Here is a 23,494-nt window from a genome sequence, read left to right as displayed (position 1 = left end):
AGCTCTTGAGCCGTATCGGTAGTATTCAAAGCCTGTTCTTTCGTATCGTGCGTGGTTATATTTTGCGAGACTGCAAATTTTATCATGCGCGCCCCATTCGAGAATCATGCATAGGGCATATACCATGGTTGCATCCGCAGCAGACACCGGCGCCGACAAGGACGCGCCGCTCAAAGAAGACATCCGCTTGCTCGGCCGCCTGCTCGGCGACGTGCTGCGCGCGCAGGAGGGCGAGGACATGTACGCGGTGGTGGAAACCATACGCCAGACCGCCGTGCGCTTCCGCCGCGAGGCCGACGCCGGCGCCGCCAAAGAGCTGGACGGCATGCTGAAGATCCTCACCCGCGAGCAGACCATCACCGTGGTGCGCGCCTTCTCCTACTTCTCGCACCTGGCCAATATCGCCGAGGACCAGCACCACATCCGCCGCCGCCGCGCCCACCTGCTGGCCGGCTCGCGGCCGCAGCAGGGCAGCGTCAGCTTCGCGCTGTGCAAGCTGGCCGGGGCCGGCGTGGATGAAGCCACCGTGACCGGCTTCTTCCGCGCGGCCCTGATTTCGCCGGTGCTGACCGCCCACCCCACCGAAGTGCAGCGCAAGTCCATCCTGGACGCCGAACACGACATCGCCCGCCTGCTGGCCGAGCGCGACCGCCCGCTCACGCCCAAGGAACAGGGCGCCAATCTGCACCTGCTGCGCGCGCGCGTGGCCACGCTGTGGCAGACCCGCATGCTGCGCTACTCCAAGCTGACCGTGGCCGACGAGATCGAGAACGCGCTGTCCTACTACCGCATCACCTTCCTGCGCGAGCTGCCCGGCCTGTACGACGACATCGAGGCCGACATCGCCGCCCAGTACGCCGGTCCCGACGCCGCGCCGCAGGCCATAGGCGCGCCCTATGTGCAGATGGGCAGCTGGATAGGCGGCGACCGCGACGGCAATCCCAACGTCAACGCCGCCACCATGCGCCACGCGCTGGCGCGCCAGGCCACCACCATCCTCGACTTCTACCTGGACGAAACGCACACGCTGGGCGCCGAGCTGTCCGTCTCCACGCTGATGGTGCGCTGCACACCGGCCCTGCAATTGCTGGCCGACTCCTCCACCGACAGTTCCGACCACCGCAGCGACGAGCCCTACCGGCGCGCACTGATCGGCATCTACGCGCGCCTGGCCAGCACCGCGCGCGCCCTGGGCGCGGCCAACATCCTGCGCCAGGAGGTGGGCCACGCCGAGCCCTACGCGGACGCGGCCGCCTTCGCCGCCGACCTGCAGATCCTGATCGATTCGCTGAACGCCAACCACGGCGCCATGCTGGTGCAGCCGCGCCTGTCCACGCTCAAGCGCGCCGCCGACATCTTCGGCTTCCACCTGGCCTCGCTGGACATGCGCCAGAGTTCGGACGTGCACGAACGCGTGCTGGCCGAGCTGTTCGCCAAGGCCGGCGCGGCGCCCGCCTACGCCGAGCTGGACGAGGAAGCCAAGGTGGCGCTGCTGCTGGCCGAACTGGGCCAGCCGCGCCTGCTGTACTCGCCCTATATCGCCTACTCGGCCGAAACCGAGTCCGAGCTGGGCGTGCTGCGCGCGGCGCGCGAGATCCGCCAGCGCTACGGCGCGCGCGCGGTGCGCAACTACATCATCTCGCACACCGAGACCGTGTCCGACCTGCTGGAGGTGCTGGTGCTGCAACAGGAAACCGGCATGCTGCGCACGACGGACCAGGGCAGCGCGCTGGACCTGATGGTGATCCCGCTGTTCGAGACCATCCCCGACCTGCAGCGCGCGGCCGGCATCATGCAGCGGCTGATGGCGCTGCCGCTGGTGCGCCGCCTGCTCGAAGCGCAGGGCCTGCAGCAGGAGGTCATGCTGGGCTACTCGGACTCCAACAAGGACGGCGGCTTCCTCACCTCCAACTGGGAACTGTACAAGGCCGAGCTGGGACTGGTGGAGGTGTTCGCGCAGGCCGGCGTGAAGCTGCGCCTGTTCCACGGCCGGGGCGGCACCGTGGGCCGGGGCGGCGGTCCCAGCTACGAAGCCATCCTGGCCCAGCCCAGGGGCACGGTGAACGGCCAGATCCGCCTGACGGAACAGGGCGAAATCATCGCCTCCAAATTCTCCAATGCGGAAATCGGACGGCGCAACCTGGAGCTGCTGGTGGCCGCCACGCTGGAGGCCAGCCTGATGCCGCCAGCGGCGGACGACGCGCAGCAGGGCCAGCTGGCGGGCTTCGAGGCCGTGATGGCGGAGATTTCCGAACGCGCCTACCGCGCCTACCGCGACCTGGTGTACGACACGCCCGGCTTCACCGACTACTTCTTCGCCGCCACGCCCATCGCCGAGATCGCCGAGCTGAACCTGGGCTCGCGGCCGGCCTCGCGCAAGTCCACGCGCCGCATCGAAGACCTGCGCGCCATTCCCTGGGGCTTCTCATGGGGCCAGTGCCGCCTGCTGCTGCCGGGCTGGTACGGCTTCGGCAGCGCCATCGGCAGCTGGATAGCGGACGGCGGCGATCAAGACGGTGCCAATGCCCGCCTGGACCAGCTGCGCGCCATGTTCCAGCACTGGCCCTTCTTCGCCACGCTGCTGTCGAATATGGACATGGTGCTGGCCAAGACCGACCTGGCCATCGCCTCGCGCTACTCGCTGCTGGTGCAGGATGCGGCGCTGCGGGAGCGCATTTTCAAGCGCATCACCGCCGAGCACGCGGCCACGCTGGCCTGCTTGGAGCGCATCACAGGCGCCAGCGAACGGCTGGCCGGCAATCCGCTGCTGGCGCGCTCGATCCAGAACCGCTTTGCCTACCTGGACCCGCTGAACCACTTGCAGGTGGAGCTGATCAAGCGCCACCGGTCTGTGGGGCACGAGCCGGGCAAGGTGGACGAGCGCGTACACCGGGGCATCCACTTGTCCATCAACGGCGTGGCGGCAGGCCTGCGCAACACCGGCTGACCAAGCGTAAAAATGATGCATTGCCGCAACGCATCGTCAAAAACCGTGTGAAATTGTGACATTTGGAGAGAATTGCACCAAAGTACAATGACAACACCATGATGCTAAGAATATATTGAAGGTGAAGCTGGCCCTGGGCCAGCGCCCTTCGCGCCTCATCCCTGCGCGAATCCGGTTTCGGCGCCTTGCCGGTTGCAGCCCCTCCCCGCTGCAAGTTCACCAGATCAAGACGACATCATGAAAAACCTGACTATCAGAACACGCCTGACTTTCGCCATGGGCTTTCTGTCGCTGTTGCTGCTGGCCATGGGCGCGGCCAGCCTGTACAGCCTGGGCAGCACCAACGCCTCCCTCAAGACCGTGTACGACGACCGCCTGGTGGCCATGGGTATGCTCTCGTCCGTGATGGAGCAGCAGCTGCGCAGCCAGGTGCGCTACGCCAAGGCGGTGGGCGCCAGCCCGGAAGAAGCGGCTACCCATCTGGCCGAACTGCGCAAGCATATCGACAAGTCCGACGCCGAGTGGACAGCCTACATGGCCACCTATCTGACGCCGGAGGAAAAGACCCTGGCGCAAAACTACGAGACCGGCCGCAAGGCCTACTACGAGCAGGCGCTGGCCCCGGCCGTGGCGGCCGTCCAGTCCCACAACGCCGAGCAGGCCGACGCCATGTTCAAGGGCGCCATGAGCAAGCTGTTCGCGCCCGCCCGCGAAAGCCTGCGGGAACTGATGACGCTGCAGCTGGCGGTGGGCAAAAGCGAGTTCGAAGGCGCGCAAAGCCGCTACACGGCGTTCCGCTTCATGGCCATCGCCGCCGTCGCCGCCGGCTTGCTGCTGGCGGCGGGCATGTGGTACTGGCTGGTGCGCTCCATCTCTGTGCCGCTGGCGCAGGCGGTCCGCATCGCCAATGCCGTCGCCGAGGGTGACCTGACGCAGCAGATCGAAGTCCTGTCCACCGACGAAACCGGCCAGCTGACCAGCGCCCTCAAGCACATGAACGAAAAGCTGCTCGACATCGTGGGCCAGGTGCGCACCGGCACGGACACGATAGCCACCGCGTCCGCTGAAATTGCGGACGGCAACCTGGACCTGTCCTCGCGCACCGAGCAGCAGGCCAGCTCGCTCGAGGAAACCGCCTCGTCGATGGAGGAGCTGACCTCCACCGTCAAGCAGAACGGCGAAAACGCACGCCAGGCCAACCAGCTGGCCGTGAACGCCTCCGCCATCGCCACCCGGGGCGGCGAAGTGGTGGCGCAGGTGGTGCGCACCATGGGCGACATCAATGCTTCGGCCAAGCAGATCGAAGCCATCATCAGCGTGATCGACGGCATTGCCTTCCAGACCAACATCCTGGCGCTGAACGCCGCAGTGGAAGCGGCGCGCGCCGGCGAGCAGGGACGCGGCTTTGCCGTGGTGGCCTCGGAGGTGCGCAACCTGGCCCAGCGCTCGGCCAGCGCGGCCAAGGAGATCAAGACCCTGATCGACTCCTCGGTGGCCAAGGTGAACATTGGCAGCACGCTGGTGAACCAGGCCGGCGCCACCATGGAGCAGATCGTCGCCAGCGTGCGCCAGGTGACCGAAATCATGGGCCAGATCACGGTGGCCGGCAGCGAGCAGGAAGCCGGCATCGAGCAGATCAACCAGGCCATCACGCAGATGGACACGGTGACGCAGCAGAACGCGGCGCTGGTGGAACAGGCAGCCGCTGCGGCGGCGTCCATGCAGGACCAGGCGGGCAAACTGGAAAAGTTGGTTAGTGTGTTCAAGCTCACCGGGCAGCAATCCGCCGCCGCCGCGCGCCCCGCCGCACACCGCCGCCTGGTGCTGGTTTCTCCTATGGCTGGATGAAATAACATCTTTTCACGCAGGCAATGTCGATTTTCTTTACAGACGCCTGCGTGAAGAAAACGTTAACTCTTGGTAACTCGCTGATTGCACGTGAATTTTTCCCGCAGGCACGGCTTATGCATTACTTCCCGTGTGCTACCCACCACCCTGACAGGAGAAAATCATGAATATCAAAAAGGTCTCCCGCGTGGCGTTGATGGCCTGCCTGCTGCTTGCAGGCGCCGCCAAAGCGACCACGCTTGAACTGCCAAACATCAATCCACTGTCCGCCACCACGTATAACAATTTCAACGTCTATTCGCTGGACTTGTTGAGCAAATGCGCTGCAGATCCGCGCTGCCAGCCTGCCGGTCCGCTCCCCGTGGATTCCAGCCCGGGCCAGATCGCAGACCAGGCCATCGTCCTGACAGCCGCGAACGGCACCAACGTCAACAATTTCCCCGCCCCGTTTACTGCCGGCCAGCCGGTAAATGATTCCTTCGACACCTCAACCTCGTCGTCCGGCAGTTTTACCATGACCGATGCCGGCGGGGCTTTTGCCGGCGACCTGGCAAACCGCTGGGACATCAATCTGGGCCTGCTGAAAACCTATCTGGGCAGCAATGACCTGGTCTTCTTGTTCGACAACAACCAGTCGGCCAACGGCGGCGCCCAATTCATCAGCATTTGGGGCCAGGCGCGCATTTACGACAACCTCGGCAACGTGGTCAGCTGCTTCGAGATCAGCACCTCGGCCGCCAATTCCGGCTGCCACGGGGGCGACAATCCAACTCCCGCCACCAGCGACTACCTGAACGTCATTAGCGACTTCTGCGTCGACAAAAACACCGGCGAAAGCTACAACCTCGGCGGCGCGCACAATGCCGGCGATTGCCCGATTGACGGCACCCACACTGCCGGCGGCTACCAGGTTAACAACAACCTGAGCACCAGCCAGGCCGAGTTCGCCGCCTACAACAAGGCCCTGAGCGACGCCGCCAAATCGTCGGCCAATAACTACACCTTGTCGGTCAACATCAAGTACATCGGCCAAGGCGCCGGCGCCGAACAACTGTGGATTTGCAGCGCCTGCGATGTGAACGACGAAACCACGCGTATTCCTGAACCTGGCACTCCCTTCCTGATCGGCATCTCCCTGCTCGGCCTCGCCGTGGCACGCCGCCTCCCCAAACGCGGCGCGTAAGACTGCCCCATCAGCACACATGGGCGGCGCCAGGCAGGCGCCGCCCAAAAATAATTTCCGTGCGCCAAATTCAGATTGTGCTATACATAGGAGATGGCAAAAGAATAACAGCAGAGTACAATCCAGGAATGCTTCCAGAAATCACTATTCCGTGGGCGCAAACGGCCGCAGCCGGCGCCGCACTGTTTGCCACACTTTGGCTGTGGCGCCGCGCCGAGGCCGCGCGCAGCGCCGCCGAAAAAGAACTGGCTGGGCTGCGCCTGCAACTGGCCGCCAGCGAGAGCAGATCGGCCGCGTGCGCACACAGTGAACGCCAGTTGCGCGAGGTGCTGGAACGGCTGCCGCTGGCGCTGTTCCTGAAGGACGCCGATTCGCGCTTCGTCATGATGAACGCGGCCTGCGAGCAGACTTTCGGGCAGAGCTACGCCACCATGGCAGGTACGCACGGCGGCGAACACTACCCGGCCGAGCAGCAAGCCGGTTTCCTGGCCGCCGACCGCGCCGCCTTCGCATCGCGCCGCCTGTGGTGCGACGAGGAATGGCTGTGGCACGCCGGCCTGCAGCAGGACCGCCGCCTGCTGACCTACAAGCAGCCGCTGTACGACGAGGACGGCCAGCCTTCGCTGCTGGTCGGCATGTGCGTGGACGTGACCGAACGCCGCGCCGCCGAAGACGCGCTGGAGTCCACCTTGCGCCAGCTGCGCGAACTGAGCGACCTGCAGGAAACCACGCGCGGGCAGGAGCGCCACCGCCACGCGCAAACCCTGCACGACAGCCTGGGCCAGAGCCTGATGGCGCTCAAGCTGGACGCCAGCATGCTCGCCAGCGCCAGCCGGGGCCGCCATCCGCGCCTGCACGCCCACGCCCAGCGCGTCCAGGGCACGCTGGACAAGGCCATCTACACGGTGCGTTCGCTCATCAACGACCTGCACCCCAGCACCCTGGAACTGGGCCTGCCGGCCGCCACCGACTGGCTGCTCAAGCAGCAGGAACGCGGCGGCGGCATGCACTGCCAGCTGCACCTCATCAGCGACAGCGCCGTGCTGGCGCAGCCGCAGACCTGGGCCATCTTCCGCATGATCCAGGAGGCCCTGTACAGCATCCAGGCGCACGCCCAGGCCACCCGGCTGGACGTCTCGCTGGACCTGCGCGTCAGCGCGCTGCTCGTCGTCATCAGCGATAACGGGCTGGGCTGCTGGGCGGCGGGCAGCCGCCGCGCCACCCTGTCCATGCTGGCCTTGCGCGAGCGCGTCTCGGCCCACGGCGGGCAGCTGACCGAAGACAGCATGCCCGGGCGCGGCACCACGCTCACCTTCATGTTTCCCGGAAATGAAAAACGGGAGGCCGCAGCCTCCCGTCTTCATACTCCCGCCGACGCCTAAACGCGCTGGCGTGCTCCCGCCACCGCTTAATGCGTGGTCAGGAAGGTCTTCAGCTTGTCCGAACGCGACGGCTGGCGCAGCTTGCTCATGGCCTTCGCTTCGATCTGGCGGATACGCTCGCGCGTCACGTCGAACTGCTTGCCCACTTCTTCCAGCGTGTGGTCGTTCGACATTTCCACGCCGTAGCGCATGCGCAGCACTTTCGCTTCGCGCGGGGTCAGCGAGTCCAGCACTTCCTTGATCACATTGCGCATCGAGGCGTGCAGCGCGGCGTCCAGCGGCGCCAGCGTGGTGTTGTCTTCGATGAAGTCGCCCAGCTGCGAATCGCCGTCCTCGCCCATCGGCGTTTCCATGGAAATCGGCTCCTTGGCGATCTTCATGATCTCGCGCACCTTGTTCTCCGGCATTTCCATCTTCACCGCCAGGGTGGCCAGGTCCGGCTCGCTGCCGGTTTCCTGCATGATCTGGCGCGAAATGCGGTTCATCTTGTTGATGGTCTCGATCATGTGCACCGGCACGCGGATGGTGCGCGCCATGTCGGCGATCGAACGCGTGATGGCCTGGCGTATCCACCAGGTCGCGTAGGTGGAGAACTTGTAGCCGCGGCGGTATTCGAACTTGTCCACCGCCTTCAACAGGCCGATATTGCCTTCCTGGATCAGATCCAGGAACTGCAGGCCGCGGTTGATGTACTTCTTCGCGATCGAAATCACCAGGCGCAAGTTGGCCACGGTCATTTCGCGCTTGGCGGTGCGGGCGCGCTTCTCGCCGGCCGCCATCTGCTTGTTGATCTTGCGCAGGTCGGCCAGCGGCAGCGCCACGCGCGCCTGCAGGTCTATCATCTTCGACTGCAGCTCTTTCACGGCCGGCACGTTACGGCCCAGCACGGCGCTGTAGGGGTAGGCCGAATCGACTTCGCCGTCCACCCAGTCCAGGTCGCATTCATTGCCCGGGAAAACCTTGATGAAGTGGGCGCGCGGCATGCCGCAGCGGTTTACGCACAGCTCCAGCACGGCGCGCTCGATGGAACGCACCTGCTCCATCTGGCCGCGCAGGGTGTCGCACAGCTTTTCCACCACCTTGGCGGTGAAGCGGATGCCCAGCAGCTCGGCGGAAATGACTTCCTGCGCCTTGTTGTAGGCCGGCGAACCGTAGCCGCCGGCGGCCTTGCGCATTTTCTCGAACTGCACTTCGATCACTTCGAACTTTTCCAGCGCGCCTTTTTTCAGCTGCACCAACTGCTCGGTGGAGAAACCGGCCGCGCCGCCATTGGCGTCGCCGTCTTCCTCTTCCACTTCTTCTTCCTCTTCCTCGTCGTCATCGGAAGCGGCGTGCTGGGCGGCAGGCGCCGGGGCCGGCGCGTTGCTCGCTTCGTTCAGGTCGACGAAGCCGTCCACCACTTCGTCCACCTTGAGTTCGTCGTTTTCGATCTTCTTGGCCAGCGCCACGATCTCGGCGATGGTGGTCGGGCAGGCGGAGATGGCCTGGATCATGTCCTTCAGGCCGCCTTCGATGCGCTTGGCGATTTCGATTTCGCCTTCGCGGGTCAGCAGCGCCACGGCGCCCATTTCACGCATATACATGCGGACCGGGTCGGTGGTGCGGCCGAAGTCGGAATCCACGGTCGACAGCGCGGTGGCGGCGGCGGCTTCCACTTCGTCGTCGCTGGTCACGGCGGCAACGTTGTCGGTCAACAACAGGCTTTCAGCGTCCGGCGCGCGCTCGTAGACGGCGATGCCCATGTCGTTGAAGGTGGCGATGATGCCTTCGATCGCTTCCGGATCGATGATGTTTTCCGGCAGCTGGTCGTTGATCTCGGCATAGGTCAGGAAGCCGCGGTCCTTGCCCATGTTGATCAGGTTCTTGATCTGCAGGCGGCGGCGTTCCAGGTCCTCGGCGGTCACGCCTTCGGTGCTGAGCGCGTCCAGGCCCTTGGCCTTGCGCTCGCGCGCCTTGGACACGGCCTTCAGTTCGGCGCGCTCAACGGCGTTCAGCGCCGCTACTTCGTCGTTTTCCGGCGTGAATTCGCTCGGCTTGCGGCCGCGGCGGCCCGGCACCTTGACGCCCGGCAGCAGGTAGCCGGAGGTGTCGATGGTGGCCAGGGTGGCGGCGTCGGTGACCTGGCTCACGGCCGGGGCGGTGCCCGGCGCAACCACGGTGACCGGCGCCGGTTCAATCTTGCTCTTGGCGGCGCGGGTTTTCACCACCACCGGCTTGGGGCCGGCAGGCGCAGCCAGCGACACGGCGGCCGAGGCGGCGCCGGCCTTGCGCGCCACCTTCACGGTGGCCTTCTTTTCTTCCGCTGCCACGTCGGCCACGGCGGTGGCTTCCACCAGCGCCGGGGTGGCCAGTTCAGCCGCGCCATCGGTCTCGACGATATCGGACGCGACGGCGGCCAGGCGGGAACGCGTCTTTTTTACAACGGTAACTTTGCCGGCAGCCTCTTGCGCATTGTCGATGACATAAGATAGAGTGGTCTTAGGTACAGCCAGTTGGGCCGCGGAACTGCGTGGGGCTTTGGCGGACAGCGTGAGGGTTTTCGGCGTTTTCGTCATTACAAATATCTCTCAATAGCAGACCCAAGGGCCGGCGGCGCGTAGTGAAAACAATGCCACCCGGGCCGGCAAGGGTCCGATGGCGCTTAGGTGTGCTGGAATGAAAAAAGCCCGCATTGACGGGCTGGCAACTATGTATCAGTGCGGAGCGGTAGGGGTGATCACTACTTGGAGGTTCACTTCCTGTTTTCAAGCTGCTGAGTACGTTCTTCATTTGGTGCGTCGGCAATTATAGCGCGTTTCAGGCCGGCGCGCACGCGCAAAATTGTGGTTGAAATAACATTTTAGCGGATCCGGCAATGCACTCCCTTCCCCAGCGTGATATGCTGGCGGCTCTTTGCTTAACCTGTGATGTCGATGAACACTAGCCTTACCCCTGAGCCAGCGGCTGCCGTTACCCCTTCGGAAACCGCGCCGGCGCTGACCGCCCGCACCCTGCTGAAGCAGCTGCAGCAGCAATTTCCTCCATTTCGCGATTGTTTGCCCCTGTCGATCGGCATCGACAAGCAGATCCTGGCCCAGCTGCCAGGCATCGATAAAAAACTCATGCGCACCGCGCTGGGCATCCACACCGGCTCGCAGCGCTATCTGCGCGTGATGGAAAAAGCCACCGTGCGCTACGACCTGGACGGCACCGCCGGCGCCGAAGTGACCGATGTGCACCGCAAGCACGCCAAGGAAGTCCTGAAAGAGCGCCTGAAGAAGGAAGCCGACCGCAAGAAGGCCGAGCGCGACGCCGCCGCCGCCGAAGAAGCGGCCCGCCTGCGCCAGGACAAGCTGGCCCAGCTGACGGCCAAGTTCTCCAAAAAAGGCTGATGAGCGACACCGCCGGCCCGGCCAGCAGCGCCGCCGCGCCGGCGCCCGAACTGCCCCCGTACATCGGCATTACCTTGGCCGAAGTGCGGCTGGTGAAAACCGCCGCCGACGTGGAGGAAGCGCAGGCCGCGCTGCTGGCGGCCGACGTGGTCGGCTTCGACACCGAGTCCAAGCCGACCTTCCAGAAGGGCCAGAGTTCCGACGGCCCGCACCTGATCCAGCTGGCCACGGACCGGCTGGCCTATCTGTTCCAGATCGGCGCCACGCCCTCGCCCGCCCTGCAGGCGCTGAAGGCGGTGCTGGAATCCGAGCTGACCATGAAAGTGGGCTTCGGCCTGTCCGACGACGTGCGGCGCCTGCGCGCCAAGCTCGGCATCGAGCCGGCGCGCGTGGTCGATCTGTCGGTAGCCCTGCGCGGCGGCCAGCGCAACGACCTGGGCGCGAAAAGCGCCGTGGCCAAGTTCTTTGGCCAGAAGCTGCAAAAATCCAAAAAGATCTCCACCACCAACTGGGCCAGCCCCCGCCTCAGCGAACGCCAGATCCTGTACGCGGCCGACGACGCCCAGGTGGCGCTGCGCGTGTACCGCCACTGGATCGCCGCCGGCAACGCACTGCCGCCGCAGCGCCCGGCCAAGCAACGCCGCCCGCCCCGTCCACGCCCCCCCGCGCCGGAACTGTAGGGCGGGTTAGCGGGCAGCGCTTAACCCGCCGGAGCCGCCGGAGCCGCCGAGACGCTGGCGGGTTACGCGCAAGCGCTAACCCGCCCTACGGTCACCGTTAGCTCGCCGTACCAGCCCCCCCAGCGTGGCGATCGCGGCCGCGTGCTCGGCGCTCCACGGATGTCCGTAATTCAGCCGCAGGCAGTTGCGGAACTCCCGCTTGGCCGAAAACATCGGGCCCGGCGCGATGCCGATGCCGCGCTCCAGCGCCGCAGCGTGCAAGGCCAGCGCATCCACACCCTCGGGCAGCACCACCCACAGAAAATAGCCTCCCTCCGGATGCGTAACGCGCGTGCCGGCCGGGAAGTGCTCGGCCAGCGCCGCCAGCATTTGCGCCTGCTGACCCATCAGCGCGGCGCGCAGCTGGCGCAGATGGCGGTCGTAGCCGCCCTGCCCCAGGTATTCGGCCAGCGCCAGCTGCGACGGCATGGCGGCCGCCAGGCTGGTGGTCAGCTTGAGCCGCTCGACCGTCCGCGCGTAGCGTCCCGGCGCCGCCCAGCCCACGCGGAAACCCGGCGCCAGGCATTTTGAAAACGAACTGCAGTGCAGCACCAGTCCCTGCGCGCCTGGCGCATCGTAACGCTTGGCCAGCGCCGGGCGGCGCGCGCCGAAATACAACTCGCCATAAACATCGTCCTCGATCAGCGGCACGCCGTGCGCGGCCAGCAGCGCCACCAGCGCCTGCTTTTTATCGGGCGCCATCAGGCTGCCCAGCGGATTCTGGAAGCTGGTCATCAGCCAGCAGGCGGCGGGACGGTGGCGCTCCAGCGCCTCGGCCAGCGCGCCCAGCTCCATGCCTTCGCGCGGATGCGTGGCCACTTCCACCGCCTTCAGCTCCAGCCGCTCCAGCGCCTGCAAGGCCGCGTAGAAACTGGGCGACTCGACCAGCACCGTGTCGCCCGGCCGCGCCACCGCCTGCAGGCACAGGTTCAGCGCCTCCAGCGCGCCGTTGGTGACCACGATGTCGTCCGCCGCCACCGCCGCGCCGTCGAGCTGGTAGCGCAGCGCGATCTGGCGCCGCAGCTCGCCGTTGCCGGCGCCCAGGTCGGCCACCGTGCTCCACGGGTCCAGCCGCCGCGTGCTGGAGGCCAACGCGCGCGCCAGCTTGGGCAAGGGGAACAGCTCCGGGCTGGGAAAGGCGGAACCGAACGGCACCACGCGGCGCGAGCGGGCCGCCTCCAGCACGCCGAACACCAGCTCGCTTACATCGACGCTGCGCGGCGCGCCGTCCGGGCGCGACGGCTCCGGTTCGGGAGCGGCCGTCGGCGCGCGGCCCGGCGCCACATAGTAGCCCGAGCGCGGCCGCGATTCGATCACGCCGCGCGCCTCCAGCAGGTAGTAGGCCTGGAACACCGTGCTGGGACTGGCGCCGCGCCGCGCGTGCTGCTGGCGCACCGACGGCAGCCGCTCGCCCGGCCGCAACACCTGCTGCGCCACCATGTCCTCGATTTCCTGCGCCAGCGCTTCGTACAGTTTCAATCTGATCCCTGGTTTTATTGCGAATCTGAGCCTGTCAAACTTGGCAACTCAGGCGTATCCTGTCCCTGATTCCCATCCAAAAGCTATTTTAAACGGGACCTCCATGCCTGCCACCATATCGAAATCCTGCGCCGCGCTGCTGCTGGCCTGCGGCCTGGCCGCCGCAGCCCGCGCCGCCGCAGCGCCGGCCACGCCGGCCGCCCTGAAAGCCCTGCCCGACACGCTGGAACAGCGGGTGGCCGCCTGCACCGCCTGCCACGCGGCCAAGGAGCGCAGCGACGCCTACTTCCCCCGCATCGCGGGCAAGCCGGCCGGCTATCTGTACAACCAGCTGGTCAATTTCCGCGAAGGCCGCCGCAAGTATCCCATGATGACGTATATGGTGGACCACCTGCCGGACGCCTATCTGCGCGAGATCGCCCAGTATTTCTCCGAGCTGCATCCGCCCTATCCCGCGCCGGCGCAGAACGCCGCCACTCCCGCCATGCTGGAGCGCGGCCGCGTGCTGGTGCATGAGGGCGACAAGGCCGGCAAGGTGCCGGCCTGCGTGTCCTGCCACGGCGCCCAGCTGACCGGCGTGGCGCCCGCCATCCCGGGCCTGATCGGCCTGCCGCGCGACTATATCAACGCGCAGTTCGGCGCCTGGCGCAACAAGGTGCGCCGCGCCCACGCACCGGACTGCATGGCCGAAATCACGTCCCGCCTGTCGGACGCCGACGTGGCCGCCGTCTCCGGCTGGCTGGCATCGCAGCCGGCCGACGCCGACGCCCGCCCGGCCGCATCCATCGCCCTGCCGCTACCGCCGGCCTGCGGCAGCGTCCCTGCGGAGGCCAAGCCATGAAGAAGATATCCATCACCGCCATCGCGGCACTGGCGCTGGCGGCCGGCGCCGGCTTCATGCTGTATCCGGCCGACGACCCGCTGCCGGCGCTGAGCAGGACCGCCTCCCTGCCGCAAGCCGAGCGCGTGGCGCGCGGCGCCTACCTGGCCAGGGCGGGCGACTGCATGGCCTGCCACACGCCGCGCGGCGGCGCGCCTTACGCGGGCGGCCGCGCGCTGCAAACGCCGTTCGGCAGCGTGATCTCGCCCAACATCACGCCCGACCGCGAAACCGGCATCGGCCAGTGGAACGCGGACGATTTCTGGCGCGCCCTGCACAACGGCAAATCGCGCGGCGGCCGCATGCTGTATCCGGCCTTCCCCTACACCAGCTACACCCACATCACGCGCGACGATGCGGACGCGCTGTTCGCCTACTTCCAGAGCCTGCCACCGGTGAAGCAGGCCAACCAGCCGCACCAGCTGCGCTTCCCCTACAACCAGCAGCTCGGGCTGGCGTTCTGGCGCGCGCTGTACTTCCGTCCGGCCGCCTTCCGCACCGACAGCGCCCAGAGCGCGGACTGGAACCGGGGCGCCTATCTTGTGCAGGGCCTGGGCCATTGCAGCGCCTGCCACAGCACGCGCAACGCGCTGGGCGCCTCCGCCGACGGGCTGTCGGGCGGGCTGATACCGGTGCTGGGCTGGTACGCGCCGTCGCTGACCTCGGACCGCGAGGCGGGTCTGGGCGAGTGGGCGCAGCAGGACGTGGAACAGCTGCTGAAAACAGGCGTGTCGCCGCGCGCGACCGTGTTCGGGCCGATGGCCGAGGTGGTGAGTGAAAGCCTGCAGCACCTGAGCGACGGCGATGTGAAGGCGATGGCGGTGTATCTGAAAACGCTGCCGCGCAAGGAGCCGGCCGAGCGCTACGAGCGCAGCCAGGCGCCGGAAGCGCGCGCCCAGCTGGAGACGGGGGCGCGGCTGTACACGGCGCATTGCGTGGAATGCCACGGCGTGAGCGGCAAGGGCTTGCCGCCGCATTATCCGCCGCTGGCTGGCAACCGCGCGCTGCTGATGGACGAGGCGGTCAATCCGATACGCATTGTGCTCAACGGCGGCTTCGCGCCCGGCACTGCGGGCAACCCGCGCCCTTACGGCATGCCGCCGTTCAGCCACAAGCTCAATGACGTGGAGGTGGCGGCGGTGGTGTCCTATCTGCGCAGCGAATGGGGCAACAACGCGCCGCCGGTGAACGGCAACGATGTGAACCGCTACCGCGCCGTGCCGCTGGATTAAACCGAGGCTTCAGGCGATAAGGCCCAGCCGGTCGGTGGTGGCGTTGCGCGCGTCCTCGACCGCGATCTTCCCCTCGCCCAGCAGCACGCGCAGCGCGGCGTTCATGGTGTGGCAGCCTTCGCCGCCCTTGGTTTCCATCCAGTCGCGGATGGCGTTGATGCTGCCGTTTTCGATCAGCCGCGCCACTTCCGGATTCATGGTCAGGCATTCCGTGGCCAGGTGGTAGCGGTTGCCCTCCACCGACGGCAGCAGCGCCTGGCACAGCACGCCGCGCAGCGCGTGCGCCAGCGCCTGCTGCTGCGGCTCGCTGTTGCCCAGCATGCGCAGCATCTTCTGCAAACCCAGCTCGGTGGAGCGTGCGTGCAGCGTGGCCAGCACCAGCGGGCCGGATTCGGCCAGCGCCAGCGCTTCCTGCGCCGTCTGCGCGTCGCGGATCTCGCCGATGACGATCACGTCGGGCCGCTCGCGCAGCGCGTCCAGCGCCCCCAGGTAGAAGCTCTCCACGTCGCCGTCGAAGCCCACTTCGCGCTGCGTGACAATGCAGCGCCGCTGCGGTATCAGCGTTTCCACCGGATCTTCAATGGTGATGATGTGGCCGGAGCGGGTCTTGTTGATCTCGTCCAGCATGGACGCGATGGTGGTGGACTTGCCCTGGCAGGTGTCGCCGATGATGAGCACCAGGCCGCTGGTCAGCTTGGAGAATTTCTGCTCGTTGGCGCGCAGGCCCAGCTGCGCCATCGCATGCGGCTCCTTGGGGAAGCGGCGGATCACGCAGCCCAGCCGCTTCTTGCCCTGGAAAGTGAAGCAGTTGGCGCGGATGCGCGCCGTATGCAGGTCGATGGAGCGGTCGAAGGCGCGGTCCTGGATGCGCTCGCGCCAGTTCGGCTCCACCACTTCGAAGAATTCCTCCAGCTCCTCGCGCGTGATGGGCGAATCCGTCACCGCCACCAGGCCTTTGGGCTGGCGCAACAGCAAGGGGCTGTTCTGGTGGATCAGGATGTCGCTGAAGCTCAGCCTGGAATTGAGCAGATGCAGTATCTGCTCAACCAGGGTGCCGAAGACCGGATGGTCTTCGTTTTCTTCATAGCTGAGGGTGCGGATCTGCGAAGACTGGTGGTTTTCCATCGTACTCTACTCTCCGGGTAATAAATGTCGCCTGGAAAGATTATACGGGACGCTTGGGGAATTCAAAGCCTGTTTTCAGGTCCATGTAGACCTTTACGCCACCCTTGTTGACAACCGACTTGGGCGGTGGTGGAACGCCGGCCAGTTCGCGCGTAAACACCTGCAGGCCCTCGCCCTTGCGCAGGTCCTCGTCGGCGCGCTGGAACACATTGGGGCAGCCGGTCTCGGCGAGCAGCGCTTGCACGATGGGCACTTTCCAGGCGTCGGCGGCGCCGGACTGGAAGCTGCACAGCAGGAAGCCGGCCGCACCGCCGTAATAGTCCACCACCAGGCCGGGCAGGCCGTCGTCCTCGGCGTTAATCAGCTGCATCAGGTCTTCCGGTCCGAGCTTGGCAACGGCGGCGGCGCGCTTGGCGATGGCGGCCTTGACGCGGCGCTTCATCATGGCGTGGTCGACCGGTTCGTCCTCGCGGAAGGTCCAGACGCGGGCGCTGATTTGCTTGGCGTGCGCATTGTAGGCGGCCCGCGCCAGGAATTTGCGCGACGACGATTGCACGGTCGCGGTGGCGCCGGCCTTGCCTTTTTCCTGCGGACGGCCTTCGACGCGCTCGATGGCGGTCGGATAAATCCAGGGGTCGCCGGCCAGCAAGCTCTTTTCCTTGCCCTGTTTGATGGTGATGATAAGCATGTATTTCCAATGTAGTTGCAGCCGCAATGATACCGCATGGCACGCGCCGCCCCCGGGGGAATGCATTCTATTCCGCCTCCGGCGCAGTCTGTCGCATGGCGGGGGCGCCGGCCGGGGCGATTCCGTACTATCTCCAACATCGAAGCAGATCATACGAGGAGATCACACCATGGCAATCAAACCGACCGTCCGCGCCGTGCTGCGCAACACCCTGCTGGCCGCCAGCGCGCTGGCCATCGTGCTGCCGGCCGTCAGCGTGCAGGCCGGCCCTTTGAGCTGGCTGGCCAATGGCGAGCGCGTGCAAGGCAGCGGCAAGACCAGCAAGCAGACGCGCGATGTGGGCCACTTCACCGGCCTGGCGCTGTCCTTGCCGGGCGAGGCGGAAGTACGCATAGGCAATACCGAAAGCGTGACCATAGAAACCGATGACAACATCCTGCCGCTGGTGGAAACCGTGGTGGAGGACGGCACCCTGCGCGTGCGCCCCGTCAAGCGCAATATGCGGCTCGATACGCGCAATATGAAAATCATCGTGCAGGCCAGGAGCCTGGAGCGCATCGCCGTGGGCGGCTCGGGCACGGTGGATGCGGAAAACCTGAAAGGCGCCAACCTGACGTTCGACGTCGGCGGTTCGGGCGCCATCAATGTGCGCGGTATGGAAAGCGAATCGGTGTCGGTGTCGCTGGGCGGCAGCGGCAGCCTGAAGGCAAGCGGCAGCACCGAGCGGCTCAAGGTATCGATAGGCGGTTCGGGTAAAGTCAACATCGGCCAACTGGCCGCGCGCGACGCCTCGGTGAGCATAGGCGGATCGGGCCAGGCGACGGTATGGGCCAAGCAGTCGCTCAGCCTGAGCGTGGCCGGTTCCGGCGACATCGGCTACTACGGCGACCCGCAGATCAGCAAATCCATCATGGGCTCGGGCAGCGTCAAGCGCCTGGGCGGCAGCCCGCAGTAAATCCGCGCAGATCACTCCAGCCCGGCAGGCGCACACCCCGCCGGGCTGCACTATTTGGTGTTGAACACGTCCTGAGCGGCGGCGCCGTCCAGCAGGCGCTCGATCCACGCCTCCAGCTGAGGCGCCGGCGCAGCGGCGATCCGCTCGGCCAGGCGGGGCGGCGCCGTCCCGGCCTCCAGCACCAGCAGCCGCTCCACCATCTGCCGCAACGCTTCCGCCCGGCCCAGTTCGCGCCCTTCCGCTCTGCCTGCCGCTTTCCCTTCAGCCCTGCCTTCAGCCAGTCCGAGGGCCCGGGCCTCGGCACGCTCGCGCTTGCGCGTCTGCTTCGCTTCCCGGACGATAGACGCGGTCCATTGATCCAGCGTCAAATTTCCCATGATAATCTCCTCCTCCGGCACAAAGTCCGCCATATACTCCTTGCGCTGAACGCATCCGGACAACCAGCGCAACAGGCTGTCGCGGAAGGGCTCGGTGCTGCCGGCTTGCAGCCATCTGGCCAGCGACCTCAGCACCTCCACGCAAGCTTGCCTGGACCGCGAGCGCTCCAGCGCAAACAGCGCCGCGACCATATTGCGCTCGGTGTCATCCAGGGCAGTCGCCACCTTGCTTTGATCTATCAACAGGTATTTTAGTTCCGGCTGAAGGGCTGCCAAGCCCTCTGGCTGCGGCAACCTCAAGCCCGATAGCGTATGGCTGGCACTCCAGCGGCGCCTGCCGTTGTAGAGCACGATGGGCAGTACCGGCGGCAGCTTGCCGCGCCGGCCAAGTTTACGCTGCTTGATCAGATCCTGATACAGCAAGCCGGTGTAGACCTGCATGCGCAGCGCCATCCAGTAATCGCAAGTCGACTGGAATTCCAGCAGCAGGTAGACATAGACGCACTGGCCACCCACGCGCAAGCGCCACACCATATCGTCATGGCGCTGCTCGCCGTTGCTGCCGACATAGCTGGCATTGATGCGCTCCAGAGCGGACACATCCAGATCCTTGACCCACGGATAGGAAACAAAACCGCGCAACAAGTCCAGCATCAGCTCAGGATGCCCAAACAGCTGCTTGTATCCGCTATCGTGCTTGGCCTTCATGGCCTGATTCTAGGCCGCCGCGCCTAGGCACGGCCGTGCTACCAGGGCCGGGCTTGACCGGCCTCAAGCAAGAGAGAAAAAGCCCGGCCGGTGGCCGGGCGCGGGGAACTTACAGGTCGAACTTAAGTTCCGCAATCAGCGTGCGCTGGGTGTAGGGGTGGAAGGCCCAGTACTTGCGGTTGTTCAGGTTGTCGATGCCGAGCGCGCCGGTCCACTGGGGCGAGAAACGGTAGCGCACCCGCAGGTCGGCCACAAAGTAGTCCGATACGCCGGTGTACGTGGCGCCGTTAGGATCGCTGTTGTCCAGCGTGCCGTACTGGCGCCCGCTGTAGCGCGCCCCCAGGCTGGTGGTCCATTTGTCCCCGAGGTGGTAGGACGCCAGCAGCGTCGCCCGCCAGTCCGGCACGCGCGGCTGCCGCTTGCCCACGCTCGCCGGCAGCCTGGCGTTGCGGACAATCTCCGAATCCGCATAGGTTGCGCTGCCGCTGAGCGACAGGCCATGCAGCAGCACATGGTCGGCCTGGCAGGACAGCTCCAGGCCCGTGGTGCGGATCTCGCCTACGTTCTGCACCGTGTTCACCGTGGGCGTCAGGGCCTGCGAATACAGCGCGTCGCGCGTGTTCTCGTGGAACACGGTGGCGCGCAGGCTGCCGTGTTCCAGCATGCGCTCGGCCGTCAGCTCGCTGGTCCACGAGCGCTCGGCGCGCAGCGTGGGATCGGTGTTGATGATCTTGCCGTCCACAATGGAGCCCTGGAACAATTCCGCCGCAGTGGGATTGCGCACGGCGCGGCCGGTGGAGGCCTTCAGCGTCCACAGCTCGGACGCGCGATAAGCCAGCGCCGCCTTGGGCGACCAGCTGCTCTCGGAACGGCCCGAAAAATACAGCGGGCCGGCCACGTTCGATATCTCGCCGCCGAAGGCCTGCCAGCGCTCGAAGCGCAAGCCCAGCGTGGCCTTCCACAGCTCGCCGATGCGCCAGGTGTCCTGCACATACAGGCTGTCCAGACGGGTCTCGCCGTTGAAGGTGGACACATGCTTGCCGTCGTCCGCGCCTATCCAGTCGGCGCTGCTGAAGACGCGGGTGCGCAGCTTGGCGCTGTCGCGCTGCACGCCGAAATCCAGCACATGCGGCGCCGCGCCGCCCTGCGCGTCCACGCCCGGCCGCCACGTGCCTTTCAGCGCCAGCGTATGCCAGCCGCTGCCGCCCATGTCCGTGACATTGCCCTGCCCATTCGTATTCAGGTCCGGCACCGCCACCGTGGGCGTGCGCACGCGGTCCCTGGCATAGTCGTACAAGCTGGCCGCCACTTCCCAGCTGAACTCCCCTTTGCTGTGCTGCTTGAGCGAGAAGCCGTGCATGATGTGTTCAAGCTCGCCACGGCTGGGGGCAAAATCCGATGGCAGCAGGCTGTATTTCACGCCTCCCACATTGATGTCGCCCCGGTAGACCGTACTCCCGGCCGCGTCGCGCAGATACGATTGCGAGCTGCGCTCCGCATCGTTCTTCCACCAGCCCAGCGTGTAGCTGGCGCGCAGTATCGGCGACGCGTCGTAGGCCAGCTTCACCTTGGCGTGGTCCTGCACCGTATGGATCTGGTTGGTGGCGCCCAGTATCAGCCAGTCCTTGTTGGCGGGGTTGCGGTCCGCGATGGCCCCCGTCACCGGCACGCCGCCGCTGCCCGCCGTCCCCTGCGACAGCAGCTTGTTGGCGAAGGCGATAGGCTGGCCGTCGCTGTCCAGGCGCGACACGTCCACCCACCACGACCACGCGCCCTGGCGGTCGCCGATGGAAGCGCTGCCCTGCTTGCCGTAGGGACGGGTATCGCTGCCGTACTGCTTGAAGCCCTGGCCATAGCCGGACAGCTTGACGTGCGCTTCCAGCCGCGTCGGCATGCGGGTCTGGAAGTCCACCACCGCGCCCACCGAGTTGCCCGGATACGCTGCCGAAAATGGTCCGTACAGCACATCCACGCGCTCGATTTCCTCCGGCGTCACCAGGCCCCAGCGCGGCGTGTACGTGGCGCCGTTGCCCAGCAGGTTGGACAGCAGTATGCCGTCCGCATACACCATGGAGCGCGCACTGTTGCCGGTACCGGAAGCGCGGCTGGCCAGCACCGCATGGTCATAGTCGCCGATGTAGCGCTTGCGCACGTTCAGGCTGGGCAGGTATTTCAGCGCATCCTCGCTGTCGCTGGCGTTGATGCGGTCCTCCACCTGCGCGCCGGTGATGCCTTCTATGGTGGTGGGAATCTGCGTCGGCAGCGAGCTTGGGCGGCCGCCGTTCACCGTGACCACGGCATGGTCGGCGTGGGCAGGACAAAGCACGGACGCGGCAGCGCCCATCGCCGCCAGCATCACTGCCAGCGGCTTGCATTTCAAATTGTTCATGGCGTTCTCAGTGCTGGTGGGCGGCGCCTTCGGCCGGAAGGACGTTCAGTATGGGTGCGGGCGCCTTGACTTTGACGCCGGCCTCGCCGGGAAGTTCATCCCAGGCCACACTGCCCTTCACGCACTGCTGCACTATCTTGAAATACTGCTTGCCCGGTTCGGCCGGCAGCTTGACCTGCAGGGTGAACTCGTCGAAATACGCGTCCTCCAGCGGGCCGCCGGTCCACGTCACCTCGCGCACGGAAGTGCCGATCTTGCGGCCGTGCGACTCCACCGGCACCGACAGCGGACCTTCCACCGTGCGAATTTTCCAGCCCGGCTTGGGCATGGGCTTGGCGCCCGTCACCGCCTCCGGCAGCATGACGGTGATGGACTTGGTCGGACTGCCGTCGCAGCCGTGGCCGACGCGGAAGGTCAGCTTCTGGTAGCTGTCCGCCACGGCGGTGGTTTGCTCCAGCGTGACGTGGGCCTGCGCCTGCGCGGCCATGAACAGGGCGGCGCACATGATGGTTTTCTTCATGGCGGGCCTCACTTCGCGGCGGAATAGGTCAGCGGCCGCACGGCCACATTCAGCTCGATGGTCTCAAGCTTCTTGTCCTTCTTCTGCACCACCAGCGTGAGCGGCACGGTCTCGCCCTCTTTCAATTGGCGCTTCAGCTGCATCAGCATGATGTGATAGCCTCCCGACGCCAGCTCCACGGTCTTGCCGGCCGGGAGGTCCACGCCATCGACCGGCTGCATTTTCATCATATTGTTTTCCATCGCCATCTGATGGATTTCGGCCATGCCGGCCACGCTGGAGCGCACCGCCACCAGGCGCGCGTCCTGCGCCGACTGCAGCTGCATGAAAGCGCCGCTGGCTTTGGCGGCGGGCACGGTGGCGCGCACCCAAGGATCCTTGACGGTGACCTGGGCCTGGGCGCAGGTGGCGGAGAGCAGGAGTGCGCATGCCAGGGCCGCGCAGGTACGGAATGTGGTTTTCATATCTACCTCTGAAACGATTACGGGATGCGCCCGAAGGCGCAGGTGTAAAGCAGGATCAGACTTGCGCAGGCGGCCCGCGCGGGCGCGCAGCCGACCACACCGCGAGCGGCTGCGGTGCGCGATAGAACAGGAATGGGTGCAGCCGGGACGGCGCAGCGTAGGGCAGGCCGGACACCAGCGAAGGCGGCAGCCCCAGCGCGCCGGCGTGGTTGAGGCAATAGCCGCAATCCTCGCCCATGGACATGCCCTTCTTGCCGCCCTCGTCCTCCAGCTGAAGGAAAGACAGCGACAGCGGCTTGCTCTTGTCGGCGCGGCAGATTTCAAACGCGGCCGGGTTGCCCTCGGCGTAGGCCATGGCGTGCGAGATCGACGGCGCGAGCGCGTTCATCAGCACCGCGGTAACCGCGATCCAGATCCACAGCGCCTGGTGTTTCCACCGTTTGGTCAATCCCGTTTGCATGGTGCGAAATTATACATTAGCTAGCGCCCCGCCGCTTCCAGCGCGGCGGCAAGTTCCCGCGCCGCCTTCCAGCGCTGGGACGGCGCCGGATGGACGTGCTGCTCGAAATTGGGCGCGTGGCTGGCGCGCACCAGCTTCTGGTAATAGCGCGCCAGCGCCGCGCCGGGCCAGCCCACGCGCCAGGCCAGCTTCAGCCCTTCGCGGTCGGCCTCGGCCTCCTGCTTGAGGCCCAGCGGCGCCAGCTTGCGCATCAGCGCCGTGTCGTTGTCGACCGCGTCCTCCAGCTCGGCGAAGGGACGCTCGCGCCACGCCGGCTCCAGGCGCATGGCCTCCTCATACTCCAGCAGGTTGTGGCGCAGCACGGCGTGCGCAATCTCATGCGCCAGCAGCATGGCCAGTTCGGCGTCATTGAGCAGCAGCTTGTCCACGTAGGCGCGGCTGACCAGCAGCTTGCCGCCCGCCATGGCGTAGGCGTTATCGTCGCCTTCCGGCGTGGTGTGGACTTCCCACTGCCAGCCGGCGGATTCGGGATAGTCATGCATGGCCTGCGCGATCAGGGGCTTGGCGATGCGCTGCACGCGTTCGTGAAAAGCCGGATCGGAGTCCAGCTGGTGCTGGGCCTGGAGTTCGCGCAGATAGCCGCGGTACTGGCGCTCGGCGCCGGCCATGACTTCGGCGTGCGTCAGCGCCGAGGCGGCGCCCGCATAAGCCAGCAAGAATAATCCGTATAAGTAGCGGCGCATGGGGCCATTCTGCCACAGCGCCGC

19 protein-coding genes are annotated in these 23,494 nt (G+C 66.2%); 9 read left to right on the top strand and 10 right to left on the bottom strand.

Annotated elements, in window-relative coordinates; all coding sequences use genetic code 11:
• Window positions 1–124: 124 nt before the first annotated feature.
• The 4 genes from ppc to AC07S4_RS15600 all read left to right on the top strand — a co-directional run bounded on the left by ppc (window position 125) and on the right by AC07S4_RS15600 (window position 7,360).
• Window positions 125–2,947 (top strand): phosphoenolpyruvate carboxylase, encoded by a 2,823-nt coding sequence (ppc, locus tag AC07S4_RS15615; protein WP_494987519.1) that lies wholly within the window; start codon window positions 125–127, stop codon window positions 2,945–2,947.
• A gap of 237 nt (window positions 2,948–3,184) precedes the next feature.
• Window positions 3,185–4,795, top strand: coding sequence for a methyl-accepting chemotaxis protein (locus AC07S4_RS15610; RefSeq protein ID WP_494987518.1), 1,611 nt, complete (start codon window positions 3,185–3,187; stop codon window positions 4,793–4,795).
• A gap of 163 nt (window positions 4,796–4,958) precedes the next feature.
• The gene (locus tag AC07S4_RS15605; protein ID WP_494987517.1) at window positions 4,959–5,978 is read left to right on the top strand and encodes a PEP-CTERM sorting domain-containing protein; all 1,020 of its coding nucleotides are present in this window, start codon (window positions 4,959–4,961) and stop codon (window positions 5,976–5,978) included.
• A 128-nt stretch (window positions 5,979–6,106) separates the two neighbouring features.
• Window positions 6,107–7,360, top strand: coding sequence for a PAS domain-containing sensor histidine kinase (locus tag AC07S4_RS15600; RefSeq protein WP_494987516.1), 1,254 nt, complete (start codon window positions 6,107–6,109; stop codon window positions 7,358–7,360).
• A gap of 26 nt (window positions 7,361–7,386) precedes the next feature.
• On the opposite strand, the gene rpoD is transcribed toward AC07S4_RS15600, so the two are convergent.
• Entirely contained in the window at window positions 7,387–9,915 is a 2,529-nt protein-coding gene (rpoD, locus tag AC07S4_RS15595) for an RNA polymerase sigma factor RpoD (protein ID WP_494987515.1), read from the bottom strand.
• A gap of 357 nt (window positions 9,916–10,272) precedes the next feature.
• Here rpoD and AC07S4_RS15590 point away from each other — a divergent pair, with 357 nt between their 5' ends.
• Both AC07S4_RS15590 and AC07S4_RS15585 read left to right on the top strand, forming a co-directional pair.
• Window positions 10,273–10,731 carry a ProQ/FINO family protein gene (locus AC07S4_RS15590; protein ID WP_494987514.1) on the top strand — a complete coding sequence of 153 codons (459 nt, stop codon included), beginning with the start codon at window positions 10,273–10,275 and terminating at the stop codon, window positions 10,729–10,731.
• On the top strand, window positions 10,731–11,411 hold the full coding sequence (locus AC07S4_RS15585; RefSeq protein ID WP_494987513.1) for a 3'-5' exonuclease: 681 nt from the start codon (window positions 10,731–10,733) through the stop codon (window positions 11,409–11,411). The genes AC07S4_RS15590 and AC07S4_RS15585 overlap by 1 nt, the downstream gene beginning before the upstream one ends.
• 75 nt (window positions 11,412–11,486) lie before the next feature.
• Here the strand turns inward: AC07S4_RS15585 and AC07S4_RS15580 are convergent, their stop codons facing one another.
• Window positions 11,487–12,929, bottom strand: a complete 1,443-nt coding sequence (locus AC07S4_RS15580; protein WP_494987512.1) for an aminotransferase-like domain-containing protein — start codon at window positions 12,927–12,929, stop codon at window positions 11,487–11,489.
• A 103-nt stretch (window positions 12,930–13,032) separates the two neighbouring features.
• On the opposite strand from AC07S4_RS15580, the gene AC07S4_RS15575 reads away from it, so the two are divergent.
• Together AC07S4_RS15575 and AC07S4_RS15570 are read left to right on the top strand one after the other, a co-directional pair.
• Window positions 13,033–13,770, top strand: coding sequence for a c-type cytochrome (locus AC07S4_RS15575; RefSeq protein WP_494987511.1), 738 nt, complete (start codon window positions 13,033–13,035; stop codon window positions 13,768–13,770).
• On the top strand, window positions 13,767–15,041 hold the full coding sequence (locus AC07S4_RS15570; RefSeq protein WP_494987510.1) for a c-type cytochrome: 1,275 nt from the start codon (window positions 13,767–13,769) through the stop codon (window positions 15,039–15,041). Before AC07S4_RS15575 ends, AC07S4_RS15570 begins: the two co-directional genes overlap by 4 nt.
• A gap of 9 nt (window positions 15,042–15,050) precedes the next feature.
• Here the strand turns inward: AC07S4_RS15570 and AC07S4_RS15565 are convergent, their stop codons facing one another.
• Complete coding sequence (locus AC07S4_RS15565) at window positions 15,051–16,166, bottom strand: type IV pilus twitching motility protein PilT (RefSeq protein WP_494987509.1); 1,116 nt, start codon at window positions 16,164–16,166, stop codon at window positions 15,051–15,053.
• Window positions 16,167–16,206: 40 nt separating this feature from the next.
• Window positions 16,207–16,854, bottom strand: a complete 648-nt coding sequence (locus AC07S4_RS15560) for a class I SAM-dependent rRNA methyltransferase (RefSeq protein WP_494987508.1) — start codon at window positions 16,852–16,854, stop codon at window positions 16,207–16,209.
• Window positions 16,855–17,023: 169 nt separating this feature from the next.
• On the opposite strand from AC07S4_RS15560, the gene AC07S4_RS15555 reads away from it, so the two are divergent.
• Window positions 17,024–17,809, top strand: a complete 786-nt coding sequence (locus tag AC07S4_RS15555) for a head GIN domain-containing protein (protein ID WP_494987507.1) — start codon at window positions 17,024–17,026, stop codon at window positions 17,807–17,809.
• A 50-nt stretch (window positions 17,810–17,859) separates the two neighbouring features.
• On the opposite strand, the gene AC07S4_RS15550 is transcribed toward AC07S4_RS15555, so the two are convergent.
• The 6 genes from AC07S4_RS15550 to AC07S4_RS15525 form a co-directional block, all read right to left on the bottom strand.
• Window positions 17,860–18,894, bottom strand: coding sequence for an Rpn family recombination-promoting nuclease/putative transposase (locus AC07S4_RS15550; RefSeq protein WP_494987506.1), 1,035 nt, complete (start codon window positions 18,892–18,894; stop codon window positions 17,860–17,862).
• Between the two features lie 109 nt (window positions 18,895–19,003).
• Window positions 19,004–21,283, bottom strand: coding sequence for a TonB-dependent receptor (locus AC07S4_RS15545; protein ID WP_494987505.1), 2,280 nt, complete (start codon window positions 21,281–21,283; stop codon window positions 19,004–19,006).
• A gap of 7 nt (window positions 21,284–21,290) precedes the next feature.
• A complete protein-coding gene (locus AC07S4_RS15540) occupies window positions 21,291–21,803 on the bottom strand; it encodes a YcnI family copper-binding membrane protein (RefSeq protein WP_494987504.1) in 513 nt (170 codons plus the stop codon).
• A gap of 8 nt (window positions 21,804–21,811) precedes the next feature.
• Window positions 21,812–22,267 carry a copper chaperone PCu(A)C gene (locus AC07S4_RS15535; protein ID WP_494987503.1) on the bottom strand — a complete coding sequence of 152 codons (456 nt, stop codon included), beginning with the start codon at window positions 22,265–22,267 and terminating at the stop codon, window positions 21,812–21,814.
• Window positions 22,268–22,322: 55 nt separating this feature from the next.
• The gene (locus tag AC07S4_RS15530; protein WP_494987502.1) at window positions 22,323–22,715 is read right to left on the bottom strand and encodes a DUF2946 domain-containing protein; all 393 of its coding nucleotides are present in this window, start codon (window positions 22,713–22,715) and stop codon (window positions 22,323–22,325) included.
• A 32-nt stretch (window positions 22,716–22,747) separates the two neighbouring features.
• Window positions 22,748–23,443, bottom strand: a complete 696-nt coding sequence (locus AC07S4_RS15525; protein WP_494987501.1) for a M48 family metalloprotease — start codon at window positions 23,441–23,443, stop codon at window positions 22,748–22,750.
• Window positions 23,444–23,494: the final 51 nt, after the last annotated feature.

This window comes from Pseudoduganella sp. GW821-FHT05F09 (genome assembly GCF_059419605.1).
The sequence above is the reverse complement of the archived record's forward strand: the minus strand, read 5'-3'. Positions and strand labels throughout refer to the sequence as shown.